This is a genomic window from Enterovirga aerilata (assembly GCF_013044135.1).
GTDB lineage: Bacteria > Pseudomonadota > Alphaproteobacteria > Rhizobiales > Beijerinckiaceae > Enterovirga > Enterovirga aerilata.
Map to the genome: position 1 here is coordinate 158,147 of NZ_JABEPP010000007.1, position 19,038 is coordinate 177,184.

Annotated in this window: 17 protein-coding genes and 1 tRNA gene; 13 read left to right on the forward strand and 5 right to left on the reverse strand. The window is 70.0% G+C overall.

What is annotated here, in order from left to right:
• Positions 1-76: 76 nt before the first annotated feature.
• The 3 genes from HJG44_RS22275 to hemA all read right to left on the reverse strand — a co-directional run bounded on the left by HJG44_RS22275 (position 77) and on the right by hemA (position 2,602).
• Positions 77-151 (reverse strand) — tRNA-Thr (locus HJG44_RS22275).
• 96 nt (positions 152-247) lie between these two features.
• Complete coding sequence (locus HJG44_RS22280) at positions 248-1,303, reverse strand: hypothetical protein (RefSeq protein ID WP_171220598.1); 1,056 nt, start codon at positions 1,301-1,303, stop codon at positions 248-250.
• A 69-nt stretch (positions 1,304-1,372) separates the two neighbouring features.
• Complete coding sequence (gene hemA, locus HJG44_RS22285) at positions 1,373-2,602, reverse strand: 5-aminolevulinate synthase (RefSeq protein ID WP_171220747.1); 1,230 nt, start codon at positions 2,600-2,602, stop codon at positions 1,373-1,375.
• A gap of 308 nt (positions 2,603-2,910) precedes the next feature.
• On the opposite strand from hemA, the gene murA reads away from it, so the two are divergent.
• Complete coding sequence (gene murA, locus HJG44_RS22290) at positions 2,911-4,200, forward strand: UDP-N-acetylglucosamine 1-carboxyvinyltransferase (RefSeq protein WP_171220599.1); 1,290 nt, start codon at positions 2,911-2,913, stop codon at positions 4,198-4,200.
• 48 nt (positions 4,201-4,248) lie between these two features.
• Here the strand turns inward: murA and HJG44_RS22295 are convergent, their stop codons facing one another.
• On the reverse strand, positions 4,249-4,527 hold the full coding sequence (locus tag HJG44_RS22295; RefSeq protein WP_171220600.1) for a DUF2312 domain-containing protein: 279 nt from the start codon (positions 4,525-4,527) through the stop codon (positions 4,249-4,251).
• 71 nt (positions 4,528-4,598) lie between these two features.
• On the opposite strand from HJG44_RS22295, the gene HJG44_RS22300 reads away from it, so the two are divergent.
• The 4 genes from HJG44_RS22300 (at position 4,599) to HJG44_RS22315 (ending at position 8,315) form a co-directional block, all read left to right on the forward strand.
• Positions 4,599-5,096, forward strand: a complete 498-nt coding sequence (locus tag HJG44_RS22300; RefSeq protein ID WP_171220601.1) for a peptide deformylase — start codon at positions 4,599-4,601, stop codon at positions 5,094-5,096.
• A gap of 152 nt (positions 5,097-5,248) precedes the next feature.
• Positions 5,249-5,932: a cyclic nucleotide-binding domain-containing protein gene (locus tag HJG44_RS22305; RefSeq protein ID WP_171220602.1), complete on the forward strand. Its 684-nt coding sequence runs from the start codon at positions 5,249-5,251 to the stop codon at positions 5,930-5,932.
• A complete protein-coding gene (locus HJG44_RS22310; protein ID WP_430395090.1) occupies positions 5,929-6,441 on the forward strand; it encodes a FecR family protein in 513 nt (170 codons plus the stop codon). The genes HJG44_RS22305 and HJG44_RS22310 overlap by 4 nt, the downstream gene beginning before the upstream one ends.
• Positions 6,441-8,315: a CHASE2 domain-containing protein gene (locus tag HJG44_RS22315; protein ID WP_171220603.1), complete on the forward strand. Its 1,875-nt coding sequence runs from the start codon at positions 6,441-6,443 to the stop codon at positions 8,313-8,315. The genes HJG44_RS22310 and HJG44_RS22315 overlap by 1 nt, the downstream gene beginning before the upstream one ends.
• Before the next feature lie 249 nt (positions 8,316-8,564).
• Here HJG44_RS22315 and HJG44_RS22320 read toward each other — a convergent pair whose 3' ends face one another.
• The gene (locus tag HJG44_RS22320; RefSeq protein ID WP_171220604.1) at positions 8,565-8,846 is read right to left on the reverse strand and encodes a YjiS-like domain-containing protein; all 282 of its coding nucleotides are present in this window, start codon (positions 8,844-8,846) and stop codon (positions 8,565-8,567) included.
• A 437-nt stretch (positions 8,847-9,283) separates the two neighbouring features.
• On the opposite strand from HJG44_RS22320, the gene HJG44_RS22325 reads away from it, so the two are divergent.
• From HJG44_RS22325 to HJG44_RS22360, 8 genes are all read left to right on the forward strand, one after another.
• Positions 9,284-10,297, forward strand: coding sequence for a Bug family tripartite tricarboxylate transporter substrate binding protein (locus tag HJG44_RS22325; protein WP_171220605.1), 1,014 nt, complete (start codon positions 9,284-9,286; stop codon positions 10,295-10,297).
• A 74-nt stretch (positions 10,298-10,371) separates the two neighbouring features.
• Positions 10,372-10,875, forward strand: a complete 504-nt coding sequence (locus HJG44_RS22330) for a tripartite tricarboxylate transporter TctB family protein (protein ID WP_171220606.1) — start codon at positions 10,372-10,374, stop codon at positions 10,873-10,875.
• A gap of 55 nt (positions 10,876-10,930) precedes the next feature.
• Positions 10,931-12,448, forward strand: a complete 1,518-nt coding sequence (locus HJG44_RS22335) for a tripartite tricarboxylate transporter permease (protein ID WP_171220607.1) — start codon at positions 10,931-10,933, stop codon at positions 12,446-12,448.
• A gap of 296 nt (positions 12,449-12,744) precedes the next feature.
• A complete protein-coding gene (locus tag HJG44_RS22340; protein WP_246736427.1) occupies positions 12,745-14,250 on the forward strand; it encodes a glycoside hydrolase 5 family protein in 1,506 nt (501 codons plus the stop codon).
• 90 nt (positions 14,251-14,340) lie between these two features.
• Positions 14,341-14,508 (forward strand): hypothetical protein, encoded by a 168-nt coding sequence (locus HJG44_RS22345; RefSeq protein ID WP_171220608.1) that lies wholly within the window; start codon positions 14,341-14,343, stop codon positions 14,506-14,508.
• Between the two features lie 23 nt (positions 14,509-14,531).
• Entirely contained in the window at positions 14,532-15,335 is an 804-nt protein-coding gene (locus HJG44_RS22350; protein WP_171220609.1) for a DUF2243 domain-containing protein, read from the forward strand.
• Positions 15,336-15,490: 155 nt separating this feature from the next.
• Positions 15,491-17,866 (forward strand): putative bifunctional diguanylate cyclase/phosphodiesterase, encoded by a 2,376-nt coding sequence (locus tag HJG44_RS22355; protein ID WP_171220610.1) that lies wholly within the window; start codon positions 15,491-15,493, stop codon positions 17,864-17,866.
• Between the two features lie 224 nt (positions 17,867-18,090).
• Entirely contained in the window at positions 18,091-18,930 is an 840-nt protein-coding gene (locus HJG44_RS22360; RefSeq protein WP_171220611.1) for a crotonase/enoyl-CoA hydratase family protein, read from the forward strand.
• Positions 18,931-19,038: the final 108 nt, after the last annotated feature.

Below are 19,038 nucleotides of genomic sequence, written 5' to 3' on the forward strand. Positions count from 1 at the left end.
CTGCGTTCTGCACGGAGCCGCATCACACCAAGGGTGCGCTGCTTGGCCCAAGCTGTTGTTTTGTAAGGAGATCGGGTGGTGCTGCCAGAGAGGATCGAACTCTCGACCTCTCCCTTACCAAGGGAGTGCTCTACCACTGAGCTACGGCAGCAGACCCGGACGGCCCGCGGACGGGCCTGCACGCAACCGGGGCGCGTCGGATGCGGCCGTGAATAGATGATGGCAGCCCCGCGCGCAACCGAGTGCGTCACCGCGCTGCGGCGGGGGCCCGCCGGGCGGCCTCGCGTAACTGGCGCTCCATGGCGGCGAGTTCGGCCTCCAGCCGGGCCCGGGCCGCCGCCGCCTCGCGCTCGCCCGGCGAGAGGCTCGCCTGCTGCGCGGGGACCGGAGGCGGAGCGCTCGCCTGAGCGGCAGGGCCGGCCGCCGTCGCGCGGCTCGCGGCAGCGCCGATGCGCGCGCCCTCCGCCTCGGCGGCGGCCTTGCGCTCCGCCTCGGCGCGGGCGCGGGCCTCGGCCGCCGCAAGCGCCGCCGCGCGGACCTTCTCCTCCGTATCGCGCCGGGCCTTCTCCTCCGCCTCGATGCGCGCCTTGAGCTCGGCCTCGAGCCGCGTGCGGGATTCCGCCGCCTCGGCCGCGAGCGTCTTCGCCCGCTCCTCCGCTTCCAGCCGGGCGAGGCGCGCGGCCTCCGCAGCCTCCGCGCGCGCCTTGCGCTCGGCCTCTGCCTTCGCCTGGCGCTCGGCCTCGGCACGGGAGCGGGCCTCCGCGGCCGCCGCGACCCGCTCCTCGGCCGCGCGCCGCTCGGCCGCAACGAGGTCGCGCAGCCCGGCCTCGATGCGGGTGCGGGTCTCGGTATCCGCCTTGAGCCGCGCCTCGCGCACCCGGAAACGCTCCTCGGCTGCGATCGCGGCGCGCTGCGCGGCGGTGCGGACATCGGCCAGGAGATTCGCGGCGCGGTCGGCCGCGAGCTGCGCGGCGCGCGCCATCTCCTCCGCCGACCTGACCCGCTCCTCCCGCGCCTTCGCCTCGGCCGCGTCGGCCTGCATCTCCCGCGCGGTCTCGCGCCGCAGCTCGGCCGCGCAGGCGCTCATGCGGCGCTTCAGGGCCTCCAGAACCGGCTCCCGCCACTCGGCCGCCGCGATCCCGAACGGCGCCTCGCCCGACCGGATGCCGGCCGCGAGCGGGCTCGTGCCGATGGCCGAGCAGGACAGGCGGGACACCCGGGCCGCCGCATCATCGGGGGCGGCCAGCGCCTCGCCGCCGATGAGAACGAGCCCCGCGAACCAGAGGAGATGCCGCCCCGCCATGCCACGCCCCCACGCATTTCTTAACGAAAGGTTGCCACCGGCGGGGGCGGCCGGCAAGGAGGCGAGGGTCTACTCCGCCGCCTGGGCCCGGTGCCGGAGCGGGAGCCCGAGCGCAGTCCAGACCTCGACGAGCGCCCGCGTCAGCTCGCCGACGAGCCGGTCGTCGTGGCACGGCGTCGGCGTGATCCGCAGCCGCTCCGTGCCGCGCGGCACGGTCGGGAAGTTGATCGGCTGGATATAGATGCCGTGCCGTTCCAGGAGGCGGTCGGAGGCGGTCTTGCAGAGCGCCGCGTCGCCGACCGTCACCGGCACGATATGCGTGTCGCCCGGCAGGACCGGGATGCCCGCGGCGGCGAGCGCGGTCTTGGTGGAGGCGACCTGGCGCGCCTGGGCGAGCCGCTCGGCCGCGGAGCGCTTGAGGTGCCGCACGGAGGCGGTCGCCGCGGCCGCGACCGGGGGCGGCAGCGCCGTCGTGAAGATGAAGCCCGGCGCATAGCCCCGGATCGCGTCGACGATCTCGGCCGAGGCCGCCACATAGCCGCCGAGCACGCCAAACGCCTTGGCCAGCGTGCCCTCGATCACGTCCACCCGGCCCATCACGCCGTCCCGCTCGGCGATGCCGCCGCCACGCGGGCCGTACATCCCGACCGCATGGACCTCGTCCAGGTAGGTCATGGCGCCGTAGCGCTCGGCGAGGTCGCAGATCGCCCCGATCGGCGCGATGTCCCCGTCCATGGAATAGACGCTCTCGAAGACGATCAGCTTCGGACGCTCGGGCGCGATTCCACGAAGCAGCTCTTCGAGATGCGCGAGATCGTTGTGACGGAAGATGAGCTTCTCGGCGCCCGACCGCCGCACGCCCTCGATCATGGAATTGTGGTTGAGCGCGTCCGAGAGCACGACGCAGCCCGGCATGAGCCGGGCGATGGTCGCGATGCCGGTCTCGTTCGAGACATAGCCCGATGTGAAGACGAGAGCGGCCTCCTTGCCGTGCAGGTCCGCCAGCTCGGCCTCGAGCTCGACGACCGCGCGGCTCGTGCCGGAGATGTTGCGCGTGCCGCCCGCCCCGACGCCCGTCGCCGCGGCCGTCTCGACCATGGCCTGCACCACATCGGGATGCTGGCCCATGCCGAGATAGTCGTTGGAGCACCAGACCACGATCTCGCGCGGGCCGTCCGGACAATGCCAGGTAGCGTACGGGAAGGCGCCCGCCCGGCGCTCTATGCGGGCGAAGGAGCGGTACCGGGCCTCGCCGCGCAGGCGCTCCAGCGCGTTCACAAAGTATTGACGATAGTCCATCATGGGCCAGAAAGCGGGCCGGCCGCGACCCTCGGCGGTCCGCTTACCGCGTCGAACCGCGATTGCGAAGTATGGATGAACCCGGGTGACGTTCGGTCGCCGGTGATTCGGAGGCGGAGCTGGACGAGAAGCGGGCGGAGCGCCTGAAGGCGGCGTTGCGGGAGAACCTTCGCCGGCGCAAGGCTGCCGCGAAGGCGCCGGAGCGCGAGGGCGCGCCTTCTGCCGCGCCCCCCGACCGGCGGGACGGCTCGAAGAACGAGGCCGGCTAGGCTAAGGCTCTCCGGACGGCGGGGGCCGGAGAGGATTGCATGGATCGGATCAGGATCAGGGGAGGGGCGCAGCTCAACGGCGTGATCCCGATCTCGGGGGCGAAGAACGCCGCGCTGCCGCTCATGACCGCGAGCCTGCTCACGGGCGAGCCGCTCGAGCTGCGCAACGTGCCCCGGCTTGCCGACGTGAACCTCCTGCTCCGCATCCTCGGCAATCACGGCGTCGACCACACGGTCACCGGCAAGCGGCCCGGCCAGACGACCGAGACCGGGCAGACGATCCGGCTCGACGCCTCCTCGGTCATCGACACCTGCGCCCCCTACGAGCTCGTTTCCCGGATGCGGGCGAGCTTCTGGGTGATCGCGCCGCTCGTGGCACGCTTCGGCGAGGCGCGGGTCTCCATGCCGGGCGGCTGCGCCATCGGCACGCGGCCGGTCGACCTGCTTCTGATGGCGCTCGAGCGGATGGGCGTCCAGATCGATGTCGAGGGCGGCTATGTCCTGGCCAGGGCGCCGCGCGGCCTGAAGGGGGCGGAGATCGAGTTCCCGAAGGTCACGGTGTCCGGGACGCATGTCGCGCTCATGGCGGCGACGCTCGCGGACGGCACCACCGTCATCGAGAACGCCGCGCGCGAGCCGGAGGTCGCCGATCTCGCGAGTTGCCTGTCGAAGATGGGGGCCAAGATATCCGGGGCGGGCACCTCCCGGATCGTGGTGGACGGCGTCGCCCGCCTCCATGGCACGACGCATGCCGTGATGTCGGACCGGATCGAGACGGGCACCTACGCCATCGCGGTCGCGATGACGGGCGGCGACGTCGTGCTGGAGAACACCCGGCCCGAATACCTGCAGCAGGCCCTGGACGTGCTCACTCAGGTGGGCGCGGAGGTCACGACGACGAACGAAGGCATCCGCGTCTACCGCAACGGCTCGGGCCTGCGTGCGGTCGACGTCACCACGGATCCCTATCCGGGCTTCCCCACCGATCTCCAGGCTCAGTTCATGGCCCTCATGACCAGGGCGGACGGGATCTCGCGCATCCGCGAGACGATCTTCGAGAACCGCTTCATGCACGTGCAGGAGCTGGCGCGGCTCGGCGCTCAGATCAGGCTCGACGGCGACGCCGCCATCGTCGAGGGGGTCGAGAAGCTGAAGGGCGCCCCCGTCATGGCCACGGATCTGCGGGCCTCGGTGTCGCTGGTCATCGCCGGGCTCGCGGCCGAGGGCGAGACCGAGATCCACCGCGTCTACCATCTCGACCGCGGCTTCGAGGCGCTGGAGGCGAAGCTCGGTCGCTGCGGCGCGGAGATCCAGCGGATCAGCGGCTGACCCGCCGCATGGGAGGCCGCGCCTGCGGCCTCCCGGGAGCGGTTCCGCTCAGGCCGCTTCTTTCATCGGCTCGGCTTCGGGCTCCGCCGTCTCCATCGCCCGCAGATAGACGTCGAGGAGCGTCTCGTGCTCGTCGCGCTCGTCCTTGTCCTGCTTGCGGATCTTGATGATCTCCTTGAGGATCTTCACGTCGAAGCCCTCGCCCTTGGCCTCGGCGAAGACCTCCTTCTTCTGCTCGTTCAGCTCCGCGATCTCGCTTTCGAGCTGCTCGACGCGCTCCACGAAGGAGCGCACCCGGTTGCCCGCGATCCCGATCTCGTCCGCCATGCTTGCCCTTTCCTGAATGGGACCGGCAAAGTCGTGCGGGCTCCGTTTCAGCTTCGTTAAGTCACGACCCGATGGCCGTGCGACCGCTCGTCATGTTTCCCGATCCGCGCCTGCGCCAGGCGGCCGAGCCTATTGGGGATTTCGGTCCCGATCTTGCGGCGCTGGCGCGCGACCTCGCCGACACGCTCGCGGCCGTGGCGGCTATCGGGCTCGCGGCCCCGCATATCGGGGTGCTGCGGCGCGTCGTCGTCGTGCGGCTGGAGCCCGGGGCCGAGACCCGGTTCTTCGTCAATCCCGCCATCGCCTGGGCCGCGCCGGAGATCGCGTCCCATCCGGAGGGCAGCGTCAGCATGCCTGGCCTGCGCGAGACGGTCGCCCGGCCCGCCCGCGTCAGGATCGCGTTCCGGACGCTCGACGGCGAAGCCCGCGAGGAGGAGGCGGAAGGCTTCGCGGCCGCCGTGCTCCAGCACGAGATCGACCAGCTCGACGGCATCTTCTGGATCGACCGGCTGTCGCGTCTGAAGCGCGACCGGCTCGTAAAGCGCCACGGCAAGCTCGCCCGCGCCTGAGCACGCCGCCCTCCGGCCGAGATCGCCGGCCAAGCTTCCGCCGGCCGTCATCTCTGCTATGGTCGGCGGGCGCGGCCGCGGCGGATTCCGTGATGTCCGTCACAGGGCCGGCTTGCGCAGAACGGTATTCGGGCTCTGGAAAGAGGTCGGCCGTGGCGGAGCCTGCGCAACTCGCCCGTTTCCTGGGCGCCAATCCGTTCTTCGCCGGGCTCGGGCCCGACGCGATCGACGCCATCTCCCGGCTCTGCGTCTCGCGCACGCTGCAGGCGGGCGAGGTCCTCTTCGGAAAGGGCGAGCCGGCGGACGCGCTCTACGCCGTCCGCCGGGGCCAGATCCGGATCGCCACCGGCACCGAGGGCGGCCGCCGCCTGACGCTGAACCTCCTCGGGCCGGGCGACGTGTTCGGCGAGGTGGCGCTGCTCGACGGTCGGCCCCGGACGGCCGACGCGATCGCGGCCGAGCGGGCCGAGCTGTTCGTCGTGCGGCGGCGCGACCTTCTCGATCTCCTGGCGCAGCGGCCGGCGGTCGCAATCGGCATCATCGAGCTTCTCTGCACGCGCATACGCTGGATGAGCGAGCGGATGGAGGAGACGGTGCTCATGCGCGTAAGCGAGCGGCTGGCCCGCCGCCTCCTCGCGCTCGCCGAGGATTATGGGGCCGACCTGACGGTGTCGCAGGAGGAGCTGGCCGTCTTCGTCGGCGCGACGCGCGAGACGGTGAACCGCCAGCTCCAGGTCTGGAAACGCATGAACCTGATCGAGCTTGGGCGCGGCCGCATCCGGCTCGTCGATCCCGCCGGACTCGCCGCTCTGGCCACCGAAGGAGCAACCGAATGAGCCTCGCTCCCTGGATGTCCGGCCTGGCGCTTGCGGCCTGCGCGATCGCCTGCGCCGGACCCGCAGCCGCGCAGGGCCGCGGCTGCACCGTGACCTCCTATGCCGATCCGCCGCGCGAGACCCTCTCCTGTCCGGATGGGCTCACCATCACGGCGGAGGGCGGCGCGGCCTATCGGCTGCGCAACCGCAACGGCCGCCCGGAGGGGCTCGATCTCACGAGCAAGGGCGTGCTCGTCGAGGTGCCGCCGGGCCGCCGCGGCGGTTTCCAGATACAGACGCCGCACGCAATCGCGTCCGTGCGCGGGACCGTGTGGGCGGTCGAGGTGGCGCCCGAGCGCAGCTCCGTCTTCGTGCAGACGGGCACGGTCGCCGTGAACCGGCCGGGCGGACCGGCCGTGACGCTGCAGGCCGGAGACGGCGTCGATGTCGGCCCGGGTGCCGACCCGCTCGAGGTTCGGCGCTGGGGCCGGGAGCGGGCGCTTCTCTTCCTTGGCCGCTTCGGCCGCTGATGCGGCTCCGCACGCTCCGGGCGGCGCATGCGACGCTCGCCGTCGCGCTGGCGCTCGCCTGGGCGGGTGCGCTGGCCCTGCGGCACCTGGAAGGGCGGGCGAGCTTTCTCGACCGCATCGAGGCGCCGCTTCTGGACCTGCGCTTCCTCCTGTCCGGTCCTCGGCCCGCGCCCGCGGACGTCCTGATCGTCGCGATCGACGAAGAGGCCGTGCGCGAGGCGGGCTCCTTCCCGCTCCGGCGCTCGGCGGTGGCGCGCCTCGTCCGGGCCATCCACGGCCTCGGCGCCGCGTCGGTCGGAGTGGATATCCTGCTGGTCGATCCCGGGGACGAGAGGGACGACGCCGCGCTCGCCTCCGCCCTGGCCGAGACGGGAGCCGTGATCGGGGCGGCGGCGATCTTCAACACCGGCGCGGAGACGGCCGGAACGGAGCCGGGATTGCCGGAAGCCGCCCGCGTCCTCTGGCCGCACGAGCGTTTCCGCGGAGCCGCCGCGATCGGCGCCGTCAACGTCGCAGCCGACCAGGGCGGGACGCCGCGGCACGTCCCGCTCCTCGTGAGCGGGCCCGACGGCGTTCTACCTTCTTTTCCACTCCAGCTTGCCGCCCGGGCCGCCGGCGCCAATCCCACGCTCGGGACGGACCTCGTGCGCATCGGGCCGCTCGCGGTTCCGACGGATCTCGGCTGGACCCTGCCACTGCGCTTCTACGGCCCGCGCGGCGCCATCCCGACGGTGAGCGCGGCAGCTCTGCTGCGCGGCGCCGCCGAGCACAGCCAGTTCGAGCGGCGGGTCGTGCTCCTCGGCGCCACTGCGGTCGGCACCGCCGACAGCTTTGCGACACCCTTCGACCCGGTCATGCCCGGCGTGGAGGTGCTTGCGACCGCAGCCGCGCATCTGCGGCATGGCGATGGGCTCGTGCGGGACGGCCGCGCGCGGCGGATCGACGGGGGCGCCGCGGTGGCACTCGCGGCCGCGACCGCGCTCGCCTTCGCGCTCCTGCCGCCCGCGGGCGGGCTCCTCATCTCGGCGGCCCTCGCAGCGGCATGGCTGCTCGGCGCCGTGCTGGCCTTCCGGTCCGGCATCTGGCTCGGCGCCGTCCTCCCCTTCGCGGCCATGGCGCCGGGCGTCGCCTTCGGGATCGTCGGGCGCCAGGCGCTGGACCGGATCCGCACGCTCAGGCTCCTTCGGTCGGAGGAGGCGCTCCGCCGCTTCCAGGCGCCCGCGCTCGCGGCCCGGATCGCGGCCGATCCGTCCTACCTGGCCGAACCGGTCGCGCAGGACGCGGCAGTCCTCTTCCTCGATCTCAGCGGCTTCACGGGCGCGAGCGAGCGGCTCGGCCCCGAGCGCACGCGCAACATGCTGAAGGAGTTCCACGCCGTCGTCTGCGACACGGCGGAACGGCGCGGCGGCGTCGTGATCAACTTCATGGGCGACGGCGCCATGGTGCTCTTCGGCGTGCCCGATCCCGCCCCGGACGACGCGGCGCGGGCGCTGCGCGCCTCGGCCGAGATGGTGGAGGCCGTGCGGGACTGGCTGGCGAACCGCACCGATGGGCTCGCAAGCCGGGTCGGGGTTCGGGTCGGCGCCCATCACGGGCCGGTCGTCCTGTCGCGGCTCGGCTCGGCCGCGCAGGAACAGATCACGGCCACGGGCGACAGCGTCAATGTCGCGAGCCGGCTCATGGAGGTGGGCAAGGGGCTTGGCGCCGCGCTCGTCGTCAGCGCGGACCTGATCCGCGCGGCCGGGAGCCCGCCGGATTTCCTCGCGGCGGTCGATGGCAGGCGCCGGGTCGGGATTCGCGGCCGGGTCGAGCCGCTCGAGATCGCCTATCGCTGGACGGCGGCTGCGTCGGCCGAAACCGGCGGGGCTTCCTAAAGGCACGCGGGCTCGCGCGCCAGGTCCGCTGTCGAGCTCGAAGCCTGTCCGACGACGCCGCGCCAGCTCCAGATAGGGCCGGTCGTAGCGCGCGAGCGCCGCCCGACTTCCGAGCGAGCACGAGCGGGAAGGCCGCGAAGCAAGGAAGGTCCACGCCGCCAGGACGACCGGCGTCGTCTCGAGCCCCGCCATCGGTCGCGAAGAGCCGGCCGGACCGGGGGAGGGGGGCGAGTGGCATGTCCCGTCTCCTCAGCGCCGGGACCGGGTTGCGTGCCGGTCGATGTCGCGGCCCGAAAGCTCGCCGCGGGACAGGCCGATATCTTTCAGGATCCAGTCGTCCAGCATCATCATCTCCCGTCGCGCGCGGTGCGCGGCGATCGCCTCGCGCATCATCGCGACGCGGCGGGCGAGCGCGCCCATCCAGGTCCGAACCTGCTTCCTCTCGGGTTCCGGCCCGGCGGACCAGATGCCGCCGAGCGGGTAGAGGGCCGCCGCGACCGTGACGCCGCGCTCTCGTGGATCTCTCGCCATGACGCTGCTCCCATCCTCCGGGGCGGGCTCGCAGGAGCGCACGCCCTGGAAGCGGAGGATGAGGGCAGGCGCGGCCCCGAACCGTGAGCGGCCTCACACAGGCCGGAGTGCATCAGCGTGCCGGACCGCCGGCTTCGGATCTGCCGAAGATCAGATGTTTGCTTGGACGGATGCTTCCGCCGATTGTGCTCCGCAACAAATCTCTGCTGCCGAAGTACAATCAATTCCGAGCGTGCAAAGCACTTGCCCGGCGTCTACGCTGCCCGGCCCGGCCGAAATTTGCGGGCCGGATAGTTCAGCTTCGCTGACCTATCCCAAGAAAGGACGCGAAGGGCGACGGGACCGATTGCAGGGCGTGGTATATTGTGTACTCTGCACCTGCGCACGGCGGAGCCGGCCCGCAAGGCCGAGACAACAGCCGGCACGGAGGAACGCCAATGAAGCGAAACAGAGTTTCGGCTCGCCTGCTTGCGGCCGCGGCGGCGGTCGCCGGGGCGTGCGGCCTCGCGCCCGCCGAGGCGGCATGGCAGCCCACCCGCCCGGTCGAAATCATCGTTCCGGCCGGGACCGGCGGCGGCGCCGATCAGATGGCCCGGGTCATCCAGGGGATCGTGCAGAAGCACAACCTGATGTCCCAGCCGCTGGTCGTCATCAACAAGGCGGGCGGCGCGGGCGCGGAGGGCTTCCTCGACGTGAAGAGCTCCACCCGCAATCCGCACAAGATCATCATCACCCTGTCGAACCTGTTCACGACGCCGCTCGCCACCGGCGTCCCCTTCAAGTGGGAAGACATGACCCCCGTCGCGATGCTCGCGCTCGACGAGTTCGTGCTCTGGGTGAACGCCAAGTCCCCGTACAAGACCGCCAAGGACTATGTCGAGGCGATCAAGGGCGGGCAGCCGCACCAGTTCAAGATGGGCGGCACGGGGTCCAAGCAGGAGGACCAGATCATCACGGCCGCCATCGAGCAGGCGACCGGCAGCAAGCTCACCTACATCCCGTACAAGGGCGGCGGCGACGTGGCGGCGCAGCTCGTCGGCGGCCATGTCGATTCGAGCGTCAACAACCCGATCGAAGCGGTCGCGCAATGGCGGGCCGGCGAGCTGCGCCCGCTCTGCGTCTTCGACAGCCAGCGCATCCCCCTCCAGGGCAAGGTCACGGCCGACATGGGCTGGGGCGACATCCCGACCTGCAAGGAGCAGGGGCTGGACGTCGAATACCTGATGCTGCGCGGGTTCTTCACGACGCCCGGCGCGACGCCCGATCAGGTCGCCTTCTATGTCGACCTGTTCAAGAAGGTCCGCGAGACCCCGGACTGGAAGGACTTCATGGAGAAGGGCGCCTTCAACACGACCTTCATGACGGGCGAGGAGTTCAAGGCCTGGCTCAAGAAGGCGGCCGACACGCATCGCGGCCTGATGGAGAAGGCGGGCTTCCTCGCCAAGTCCTGACCTCCGACCACCCCGCGGGCCGCGCCGGCGCGCGGCCCGTCCCTTTCGCAGACCGCTGAAGGACCGCCGGGCGCATGGCACATACGGGCGAAGGCAGCGAGCACACCGTCTCCAACCGCACGATGGAGCTCGTCGTCGCGGGCGGCTTCATCGCGGCATCCATCCTGGTCATGTACGACAACTGGCGCATCGGCGCCCGCTGGGTCGAGGACGGGCCGCAGGCCGGATACTTCCCGTTCTATATCGGGCTCATCATGTTCATCGCCAGTGCGACGACCTTCGGGCTCGGCGTGATGGCCGGTCCCGACCACACGAACTTCGTCGAGCGCGCCCAGCTCAAGCAGGTTCTTCAGGTACTTCTGCCGACGGTGGCCTTCGTCGTCCTGATCGGCCTGCTCGGGATCTATGTCTCGACGACGATCTTCATCCTGTTCTTCATGACCTGGCTCGGGAAATACCCGATCTACAAGGCTGCGCCGATCGCGGTCCTCGTGCCGCTGTTTCTCTTCGTGATGTTCGAGATCTGGTTCCTCGTGCCGCTGCCGAAAGGCCCGCTCGAGACGGCGCTCGGCTACTGACCCGCGCCACGGCAAGGCATCGGCAAGACGCAATCAGGGACCCGGGAAACGACCAATGGAAGCCTTGACCTCGCTGATCCACGGCTTTGGCGTCCTCGGCGACCCGATGAACATCGTCTACATGTTCGTCGGCATCTTCCTGGGCGTGCTGATCGGGGTGCTGCCGGGCCTCGGCGGGGCGAACGGCGTCGCGATCCTGCTCCCGCTCACCTTCTCCATGTCGCCCGTCTCGGCGATCATCATGCTCTCCTCCATCTACTGGGGAGCCCTGTTCGGCGGTGCGATCACCTCCGTCCTCTTCAACATCCCGGGCGAGCCCTGGTCGGTCGCCACGACCTTCGACGGCTATCCCATGGCGCAACAGGGCCGCGCGGGCGAGGCGCTGACCGCGGCCTTCACGGGCTCGTTCTTCGGCGCCTTCGTCGCGACCCTCCTTCTCACCTTCCTGGCGCCCGTCATCGCGAGATTCGCGCTGAATTTCGGGCCGGCCGAGTTCTTCGCCGTCTATCTCCTCACCTTCTGCTCCTTCGTGGGTATGGGCAAGGAATCGCCCTTCAAGGTGATCTCCGCGATGATGCTCGGCTTCGCGCTCGCGGCGGTCGGCCTCGACACGGTGACGGGCCAGCTCCGGATGACCTTCGGCTCGGCCGAGCTGCTGCGCGGCTTCGACTTCCTGGTCGCCGTGATCGGCCTCTTCGGCGTCGGCGAGATCCTGCTCACCATGGAGGAGGGCCTCGCCTTCAAGGGCCGCTCCGCCAAGATCAACCTGCGGGTCGTCCTCCATACCTGGAAGGAGTTGCCGCGGCTCTGGCTGACGGCCTTGCGCGGCTCCATCGTCGGCTGCTGGATGGGCATCACGCCGGGCGGCGCCACGCCCGCCTCCTTCATGAGCTACGGCCTGGCCAAGCGGTTCTCGCGCAACGGCGCGAGGTTCGGGAAGGGCGAGATCGAGGGCGTTCTCGCTCCAGAGACCGCCGCGCACGCCGCCGGGACGAGCGCGCTTCTGCCGATGCTGACCCTCGGCATTCCCGGCTCGCCGACCGCGGCGGTGCTGCTCGGCGGCCTGCTCATCTGGGGGCTGCAGCCGGGCCCGCTGCTCTTCGTCGAGCAGAAGGACTTCGTCTGGGGCCTCATCGCCTCCATCTATCTCGGCAACATCGCGGGCCTGATCGTGGTGCTGACGACGGTCCCGCTCTTCGCCTCCATCCTGCGCATCCCGTTCAGCATCATCGCGCCGATCATCCTCGTGGTCTGCGCGGTAGGAGCCTACACGGTGCACAACGCACTGCTCGACATCTCGGTGATGCTGATCTTCGGGGTGCTCGGATACCTGTTCAAGAAGCTCGGCTACCCGCTCGCGCCGCTCGTTCTCGCGCTCGTGCTCGGCGACATGGCGGAGAGCTCCTTCCGGCAGGCCATGCTGCTCTCGCGCGGCAGCCTCTCCATCTTCTGGGCCAACCCGCTCGTCGCGATCCTCGTGACGCTCGCGCTCGCGATGCTGTTCTGGCCGCTGATCTCGTTCGTCACGGAACGGTTCGGCCGCAAAAGGCCGCAGATGGTGCCCGGCCAGTGAGGGCGTGAGGCCGATCACGGAGGCCGGCGCGGGATCGGTCCATCTCTCCGCAGCTGCGGCGAAAGCCGACGCATGCGAAGAACGATCATAGGATTATATTCTTGACATAGGGACGCGCTTCACATGCTGCCTCTGCCCGTCGGATGACATCCCGGCAGAACGGGCCGAGGTCGTGCCGCTCGCTCTGGGCATTGGAGGGCCTGCGGAAACCAGGCCGGGGATCCGGCGTTCAGCTACTCTGATCCGCTGCCCGCGGCAGAGATCCGGCCGCCCGATCCCGACCCGAGAGCCGTTCCTTGACGGATGCCCTCCGCAAAGACCGCCTGCACGATCTTGCCCGGCTGCGCCGTGACGTCGCGCCGGGCCTCGCCTCGCCCCGTGCGAGCGAACTCCGACCGGCGGGGCAGCCCTGGGTGCAGGTGGCGCCCGGCGCACCCTATTTCGTCACGGAGGACGGCGCGCCCTGGACGCCGATCGGCCAGAACGACGCGATCTCCTGGGTCGAGTTCAAGGGCCTGTTCGGCCGGCGCGACCTGCCCGCCGTGGAAGCGCATCTGCGCTGGCTGAAGGCGCACGGCGTCACCTGCCTGCGGCTGATGATGGAATACGCGCAGGTGAGGCACCGCTACCTGGAGCGGCCGGCGGGCCGCTTCGTGCCTGCCATGGTGAGGCTCTGGGACGACCTTTTCGCCCTGTGCGAGGCGGTCGGGCTGCGCATCCTGCTCACGCCCTTCGACACCTTCTGGATGTGGCTGCGCTGGGACCGGCACCCCTACAACATCCGCAACGGCGGGCCGCTGAAGCACCCCTCCGAGTTCCTCCTCTGCGGCGGCACGCGGGAGGCGATCAAGGCGCGCTTCACCTTCGCCGTGGAACGCTGGGGCGGGAGCGGAGCGCTCTTCGCCTGGGATCTCTGGAACGAGATCCACCCGGCCCAGGCCGGCGGCTCCGCGGATTGCTTCGGCGAGTTCATCCACGATCTCAGCCAGCATGTCCGCACGCTGGAGCGCCGCCGCTACGGCCGCAGCCATCCCCAGACCGTGTCGCTCTTCGGGCCGGAACTCTGGTGGCGACCGCACATGCCGCTGAAGGAGCCGATCTTCCGGCACCCGGACCTCGATTTCGCGTCCATCCACCTCTACCGCGAGGGGACGATCGACGACCCGCAGGATACGGTCGCGCCCGCGGTCAGCACGGGCGAGATCGTGCGCGAGGCGCTCGCCGAGATCACGGATGCCCGCCCCTTCCTCGACACCGAGCACGGGCCGATTCACCGCTTCAAGGACAAGAGGAAGACGCTGCCGGCGCCCTTCGACGACGAATATTTCCGGCACATGCAATGGGCGCATCTCGCCTCCGGCGCTGCGGGGGGCGGCATGCGTTGGCCGAATCGCACGCCGCATACTCTCACGCCCGGCATGCGCGAAGCGCAGCGGGCCCTCTCGGCTTTCCTGCCGCTGATCGACTGGGCGGGGTTCCGCCGTCGCAACCTCAACGCGGAGATCGCGATCGACACCCTCGGGGTCGCGGTCTTCGGCTGCGGCGACGAAAGGCAGGCCGTGGTCTGGCTGCTCCGGACGGATATCCTCGGCCGGGACGGCATGCTCCGCCGCAACGCCGGCCCGATCGGGGCGAGCCTCCGCGTTCCCGGCCTGCGCGCCGGGCGCTACCAAGTGACGGCCTTCGACACGCGGGCGGGCCGGATCGCGTCGAGCGAGGCGGCCGTGGCGGGCGAGGGCGGCCTCACCCTGCGCGCCCCGCCTTTCGCGGCGGATCTCGCGCTTGCGATCCGGGCCGCCTGACGCGCTCGGAAGCACCGTCCGATCCGGGACGGCAACCCGCGGCCCTCCGCCCGAATTTCCTGACCGGGCAGTCTGGCCGGGGCTGGGGCGATGTCGCGGGGATTGCAGAACGACGGGCGCTTCGAGGATCGGTGCGCCGAGGATGGCGCGCCGAGCGAGATCGAGCGCTACCGCGCCTGGATCGCGGCCAAGCTGCTTCAGGGGATCTGCCTGTTCGTCCTTCTCGCCATAACCGTCGTGCTGTTCGATTCCTGGTGAGCGCCGCAAGGAGGACGGGCGGAATGGCGACGCACATGGCACGCGACGGAGGCCGCAGCCTCACCCGAGCCGGCTTCGTACTCGGTTTCGCCTTCGGGGGCTTCTTCGACGGCATCCTGCTGCACCAGGTGCTGCAATGGCACCACCTCCTGAGCCTGGTCGACGCGGAGGCCGTCCGGGACCTCAGGGTGCAGATCCTGGCCGACGGCCTGTTCCACGTGCTCATGTACGCCATCGCGTCCCTGGGGCTCTGGCTGCTCTGGCGCGGGCGCCGCGGATTCGAGGACCGCGGGGTCGATCTCCGGGTGCTCGCGGCGACCGCACTCGGCTTCGCGGTGTGGCAGTTTGCCGATGTCGTGCTCTTCCACTGGGTCCTCCAGATCCACCGCATCCGGGTCGGCGTGCCGAATCCGCTGCTCTGGGATATCGGCTGGCTGGTGGTATTCGGGTTGCCGAGCCTCGCGCTCGGGTTGTGGCTCGTCCGGCGCGCCGGAAACGGCCCGACGCCCGGAGGCCATGGAAGGAGAGGGCCGGCCGTCGCGGCCCTGCTCGCCGGCTTCGTCGTGCTCTCGGGGTTGGTTGCGATGCTTCCCCCGCCCGGCGTTTCGACCGCGATGGTCCTGTTCCGGCCTGGCCTCGGCGCGCCGGCCGCCTTCGCGGCGGTGGCGCAGGCCGATGGCCGCGTGCTCTGGAGCGATCCGTCGGGCGAACTCCTGGCGGTCGATCTCGGCCCGAATGGAAGCGCCTGGGAGCTCTACCGGCGCGGCGCGCTTCTCGTCGGCAGCTCGGCGCCGCTCGCCGGCTGCCTCGCCTGGTCGAGGGTATGAGATAACTCCCCGAAGGCTTTGCGACCAGCCCCGGCTTTCGACACTTTGTTGAACCCGGCGTTAAGGGACCGCGCGCTAAATCACGCGCACTGTGCGGAAATGCCGGACCAAGCCGCTGTGGGGAGAGATCCGCGTTTGGCTGAGCCACGCGTGACATGGGTGCCGTGATGAACCGGGTAGCTGCGCTGCAGGCGTCACGACTGAGCCGGCTGGCCGCGCGCCTCTCGCTCATGGCCTATGGCCCGAACGCGCAGGAATCGCGCGATCCCAAGCTCTATCGGGTCCTCGTCCATTCCCTCTTTTCCTCGCCGACCTCGATCATCCTGTCGAACGTCGTCGGGGCGGCGATCTCGCTGTTCTGCTGGAAGTCCTCCGGCAACCCGATCTTCCTGCCGATCTTCTGGCTCACGGCGGTGATCGTCGCGCTGAGGATCGTCACGGTCTGGCGCTACCACGCCGCGATCCGCCGCCGCGAGCAGACGGACGAGGAGATCAGGGCGTGGGATCGCGAGTTCTTCATCGGCGCGACCGCGTTCTCGGCCGTCCTCGGCATGATGTGCTTCATCGCGCTCGCCTGGACGGACGACATCCCGTCCCACATCATCACGATCGTGGCGGCGATCGCCTTCTCGGCCGGCTACGTGGCGCGCAATGCCGGACGGCCGATCTTCGTGATCGTCCAGCTCCTCGCCTTCTGCGCCCCGATGGCGATCGGGCTCTCGGAAGCGGAGCAGCCCTTCTACTCGGCGATCTCCGGCTTCATCGCCTTCTTCATCATCACGAACATCGCGATCGCGTTCTCGCTGAACCGGAACCTTCTGGAACTCGCGGCCGCGCGCAAGCGCTCGGAGACGCTCGCGACCTCGCTCCGCAGCAAGAACCTGACCCTCGATTCCGCCCTGAACTCGATGATGCACGGCCTCGTCATGTTCAACGCGCGGCTCGAGCTCGAACTCGCCAATCTGCGCTTTGCGGAGATGTACCGGCTCGGCGCGGAGGATCTCACGCCCGGCACGCTCCTCACCCGCATGCTCGACCGGCTGATCGCCGCCCAGGTTCTGGCCCCGGCCGCCGCGCGCGACCTCGGCGAGGTCTGCCGCCGCGCTCTGCGCTCCGGCCAGACCAACGAGATCGAGATCATGACCGAGCGCGGCCAGATCTTCGTCGTCCATGCGGAGGTGACGGGGGACGGCGGCATCCTCATGGTCACGGAGGACGCGACCGAGCGGAAGGCCGCGGCCGCGCAGATCGAGCGCCTGGCGCACAGCGATAACCTGACCGGCCTGCCCAACCGCTTCCGCTTCAACCAGGTCCTGAGGAAGGTCTGCGCAGAGGCGACGGGCGGGCGGGACAAGAGCTTCGCGGTCCTCTACATCGATCTCGACAACTTCAAGAGCATCAACGACTCCCTCGGCCACGAATGCGGCGACCAGCTCCTGGTGCAGGTCGCCGAGCGGCTGCAGACGGTCCTCTCCCAGGGCGAGCTCGTCGCGCGCTTCGGCGGGGACGAGTTCCTGCTCCTGTCGCGGCCGAAGCGGCCGGAGGATGCCGTCGCGACCGCCGAGCGCATTCTGGAGGCGATGCGGACGCCGTTCGACCTCGCCGGGCGCACGCTCTACGTGACCACGAGCGTGGGCATCGCGCTCATCCCCGAGCACGGGGACGATCCGAGCGACGTCCTGCGCGCGGCCGACATGGCGCTCTACGCGGCCAAGGCAGCCGGCCGGAACACGGTGGTGATGTTCGAGCCGCAGCTCGCCGAGAATCTCAACACCCGCCGCGAGCTCGAGCAGGATCTGCGCGAGGCCTGCCGCACGGGCAAGCTCTTCCTCCATTACCAGCCGATCGTGAACCTGCGGTCGCGCCGCGTCGTCTCCTACGAGGCGCTGATGCGCTGGGAGCACCCGACCCGCGGCTTCGTCCCGCCCTCCGACTTCATCCCGATCGCGGAGCAGACCGGGCTCATCGTCGAGATGGGAGAATGGGCGATTCGCCGCGCCTGCATGGATGCGCGCAACTGGCCTGCCGACGTCTCGGTGGCCGTCAACGTCTCGGCCTTCCAGTTCAAGAGCACCGCCGGCCTGATCAGCGCGGTGAAGGATGCGCTCCTCATCAGCCGCCTGCCCGCGAACCGCCTCGAGCTAGAGGTGACCGAATCGCTGCTCATCGAGGACCAGGAGGCATCGCTGGAGGCCATCCAGGCGCTTCATCGGATCGGCGTGCGCTTCTCGCTCGACGATTTCGGGATCGGCTACTCGTCCCTTGCCTATCTCGCCCGCTATCCGTTCTCGAAGGTGAAGATCGACCGCACCTTCGCCCAGCACGTCACCTCGGACGGGCCGTCACGCTCCATCATCGAGGTCGTCTGCCAGCTCGCGGACCGGCTCGGGATGCAGGTTGTCGTGGAGGGAATCGAATCGGAGCAGCAGCGACGGGAGGTCGAGGCGCTCGGCGCCGAGCAGGCCCAAGGCTACCTGTTCGGGAAGCCGCAGCCGGTGGCTCAGCTCGTGCCCCGCCAGGACGCCGCCTAAAGCCACGCCAAACCTCGTCAGTCTGCACTCGAACGAGGCAGAACACAACATTAACCACTGGGATTAACCTATTCGGAGCAAAGCGGTTTACACTTCGTTAACCCTGCGTTCTACTACCGACGTGGATGCGGGGTTTGAGGATGTCTGCAGCAGCTTTCAGGACGTCGTCGCTTATTGCGAATGCGCCCGATGTAATCGGGCAGATTAGCGCGCGGGCCGGCGTGTTGCCCCAGATCAGTCTCGAATACGAGCCGGACATCCTGACGCTGTGGCTGACGCTGCGGCCTGAGCCGAAGCCGGTATTCACGCTGCCGCTGATCGAGAGCGTCGGCCGCGTCCAGGACGCGATCATGGAGCTGTGGGGCCAGGAAGACGACCGGCCGATCCGGTACCTCGCGTACCGGTCCTCCGGGTCGATCTTCTCTCTCGGGGGCGATCTCGACTTCTATCTGGACTGTCTCCGTACCAACGACCGGGCGGGCCTGCGGAACTATGCCGACCAGGCGACGAAGGTCATCCGCCTCAACCGGACCGGCCTCGACGGCGCCGTCATCACGCTCGCGAATGTCCGCGGGAAGGCGATCGGCGGAGGGATCGACCCCGCCCGGGCCTGCAACGTGATGATCGCCGAGGCGGGGGCGACGTTCTCGTATCCCGAGATCAACTTCAATCACTTCCCGATCTCGGCCGTGCCCGTCCTGTCCCGTCACACGGGGCCGCTTGAGGCGGAGCGGATCCTCATGTCCGGCCGGGAATATTCGGCCCAGGAGTTCATGGAGAAGGGAGCCGTCGACGAGGTGGTCGCACCCGGAGCGGGCGAGGACTGGATCCGCAGCTACGCCGCCCGGACGCTGAATTCGCACGGCGCACGGGTCGCGCTCCTGGCCGCCTTCAATCAGCAGGCGGCCGACAAATACGGCCCGCTCTCCGGCTACGCGCTCGCCTGGACGAACCACATCCTGCGGCTCAAGCCGCTCGAGATATCCAAGCTGCAGCGCATCGCGGCCGCCCAGGAGCGCATGCTCGGCCGCATGCTCCGTGAGCCCGCGCCGTCGGCCTCCTGAGGTCGGCGGCCCTCGGCGATCGTGGGCACGCCCGAGCGGCTCCGGGAACCGCTCGGGCGTCTTGACCGCGAGTGCCCGCGGTCGGGGCGAGGCCGTCCGGCAGGCGGG

Bases quoted from the DNA above. Each gene is read 5' to 3' on its own strand.
- HJG44_RS22280 (WP_171220598.1), bottom strand. From the start codon at position 1,303: ATGGCGGGGCGGCATCTCCTCTGGTTCGCGGGGCTCGTTCTCATCGGC.
- hemA (WP_171220747.1), bottom strand. From the start codon at position 2,602: ATGGACTATCGTCAATACTTTGTGAACGCGCTGGAGCGCCTGCGCGGC.
- murA (WP_171220599.1), top strand. From the start codon at position 2,911: ATGGATCGGATCAGGATCAGGGGAGGGGCGCAGCTCAACGGCGTGATC.
- HJG44_RS22295 (WP_171220600.1), bottom strand. From the start codon at position 4,527: ATGGCGGACGAGATCGGGATCGCGGGCAACCGGGTGCGCTCCTTCGTG.
- HJG44_RS22300 (WP_171220601.1), top strand. From the start codon at position 4,599: ATGGCCGTGCGACCGCTCGTCATGTTTCCCGATCCGCGCCTGCGCCAG.
- HJG44_RS22310 (WP_430395090.1), top strand. From the start codon at position 5,929: ATGAGCCTCGCTCCCTGGATGTCCGGCCTGGCGCTTGCGGCCTGCGCG.
- HJG44_RS22315 (WP_171220603.1), top strand. From the start codon at position 6,441: ATGCGGCTCCGCACGCTCCGGGCGGCGCATGCGACGCTCGCCGTCGCG.
- HJG44_RS22320 (WP_171220604.1), bottom strand. From the start codon at position 8,846: ATGGCGAGAGATCCACGAGAGCGCGGCGTCACGGTCGCGGCGGCCCTC.
- HJG44_RS22325 (WP_171220605.1), top strand. From the start codon at position 9,284: ATGAAGCGAAACAGAGTTTCGGCTCGCCTGCTTGCGGCCGCGGCGGCG.
- HJG44_RS22330 (WP_171220606.1), top strand. From the start codon at position 10,372: ATGGCACATACGGGCGAAGGCAGCGAGCACACCGTCTCCAACCGCACG.
- HJG44_RS22335 (WP_171220607.1), top strand. From the start codon at position 10,931: ATGGAAGCCTTGACCTCGCTGATCCACGGCTTTGGCGTCCTCGGCGAC.
- HJG44_RS22345 (WP_171220608.1), top strand. From the start codon at position 14,341: ATGTCGCGGGGATTGCAGAACGACGGGCGCTTCGAGGATCGGTGCGCC.
- HJG44_RS22350 (WP_171220609.1), top strand. From the start codon at position 14,532: ATGGCGACGCACATGGCACGCGACGGAGGCCGCAGCCTCACCCGAGCC.
- HJG44_RS22355 (WP_171220610.1), top strand. From the start codon at position 15,491: ATGGGTGCCGTGATGAACCGGGTAGCTGCGCTGCAGGCGTCACGACTG.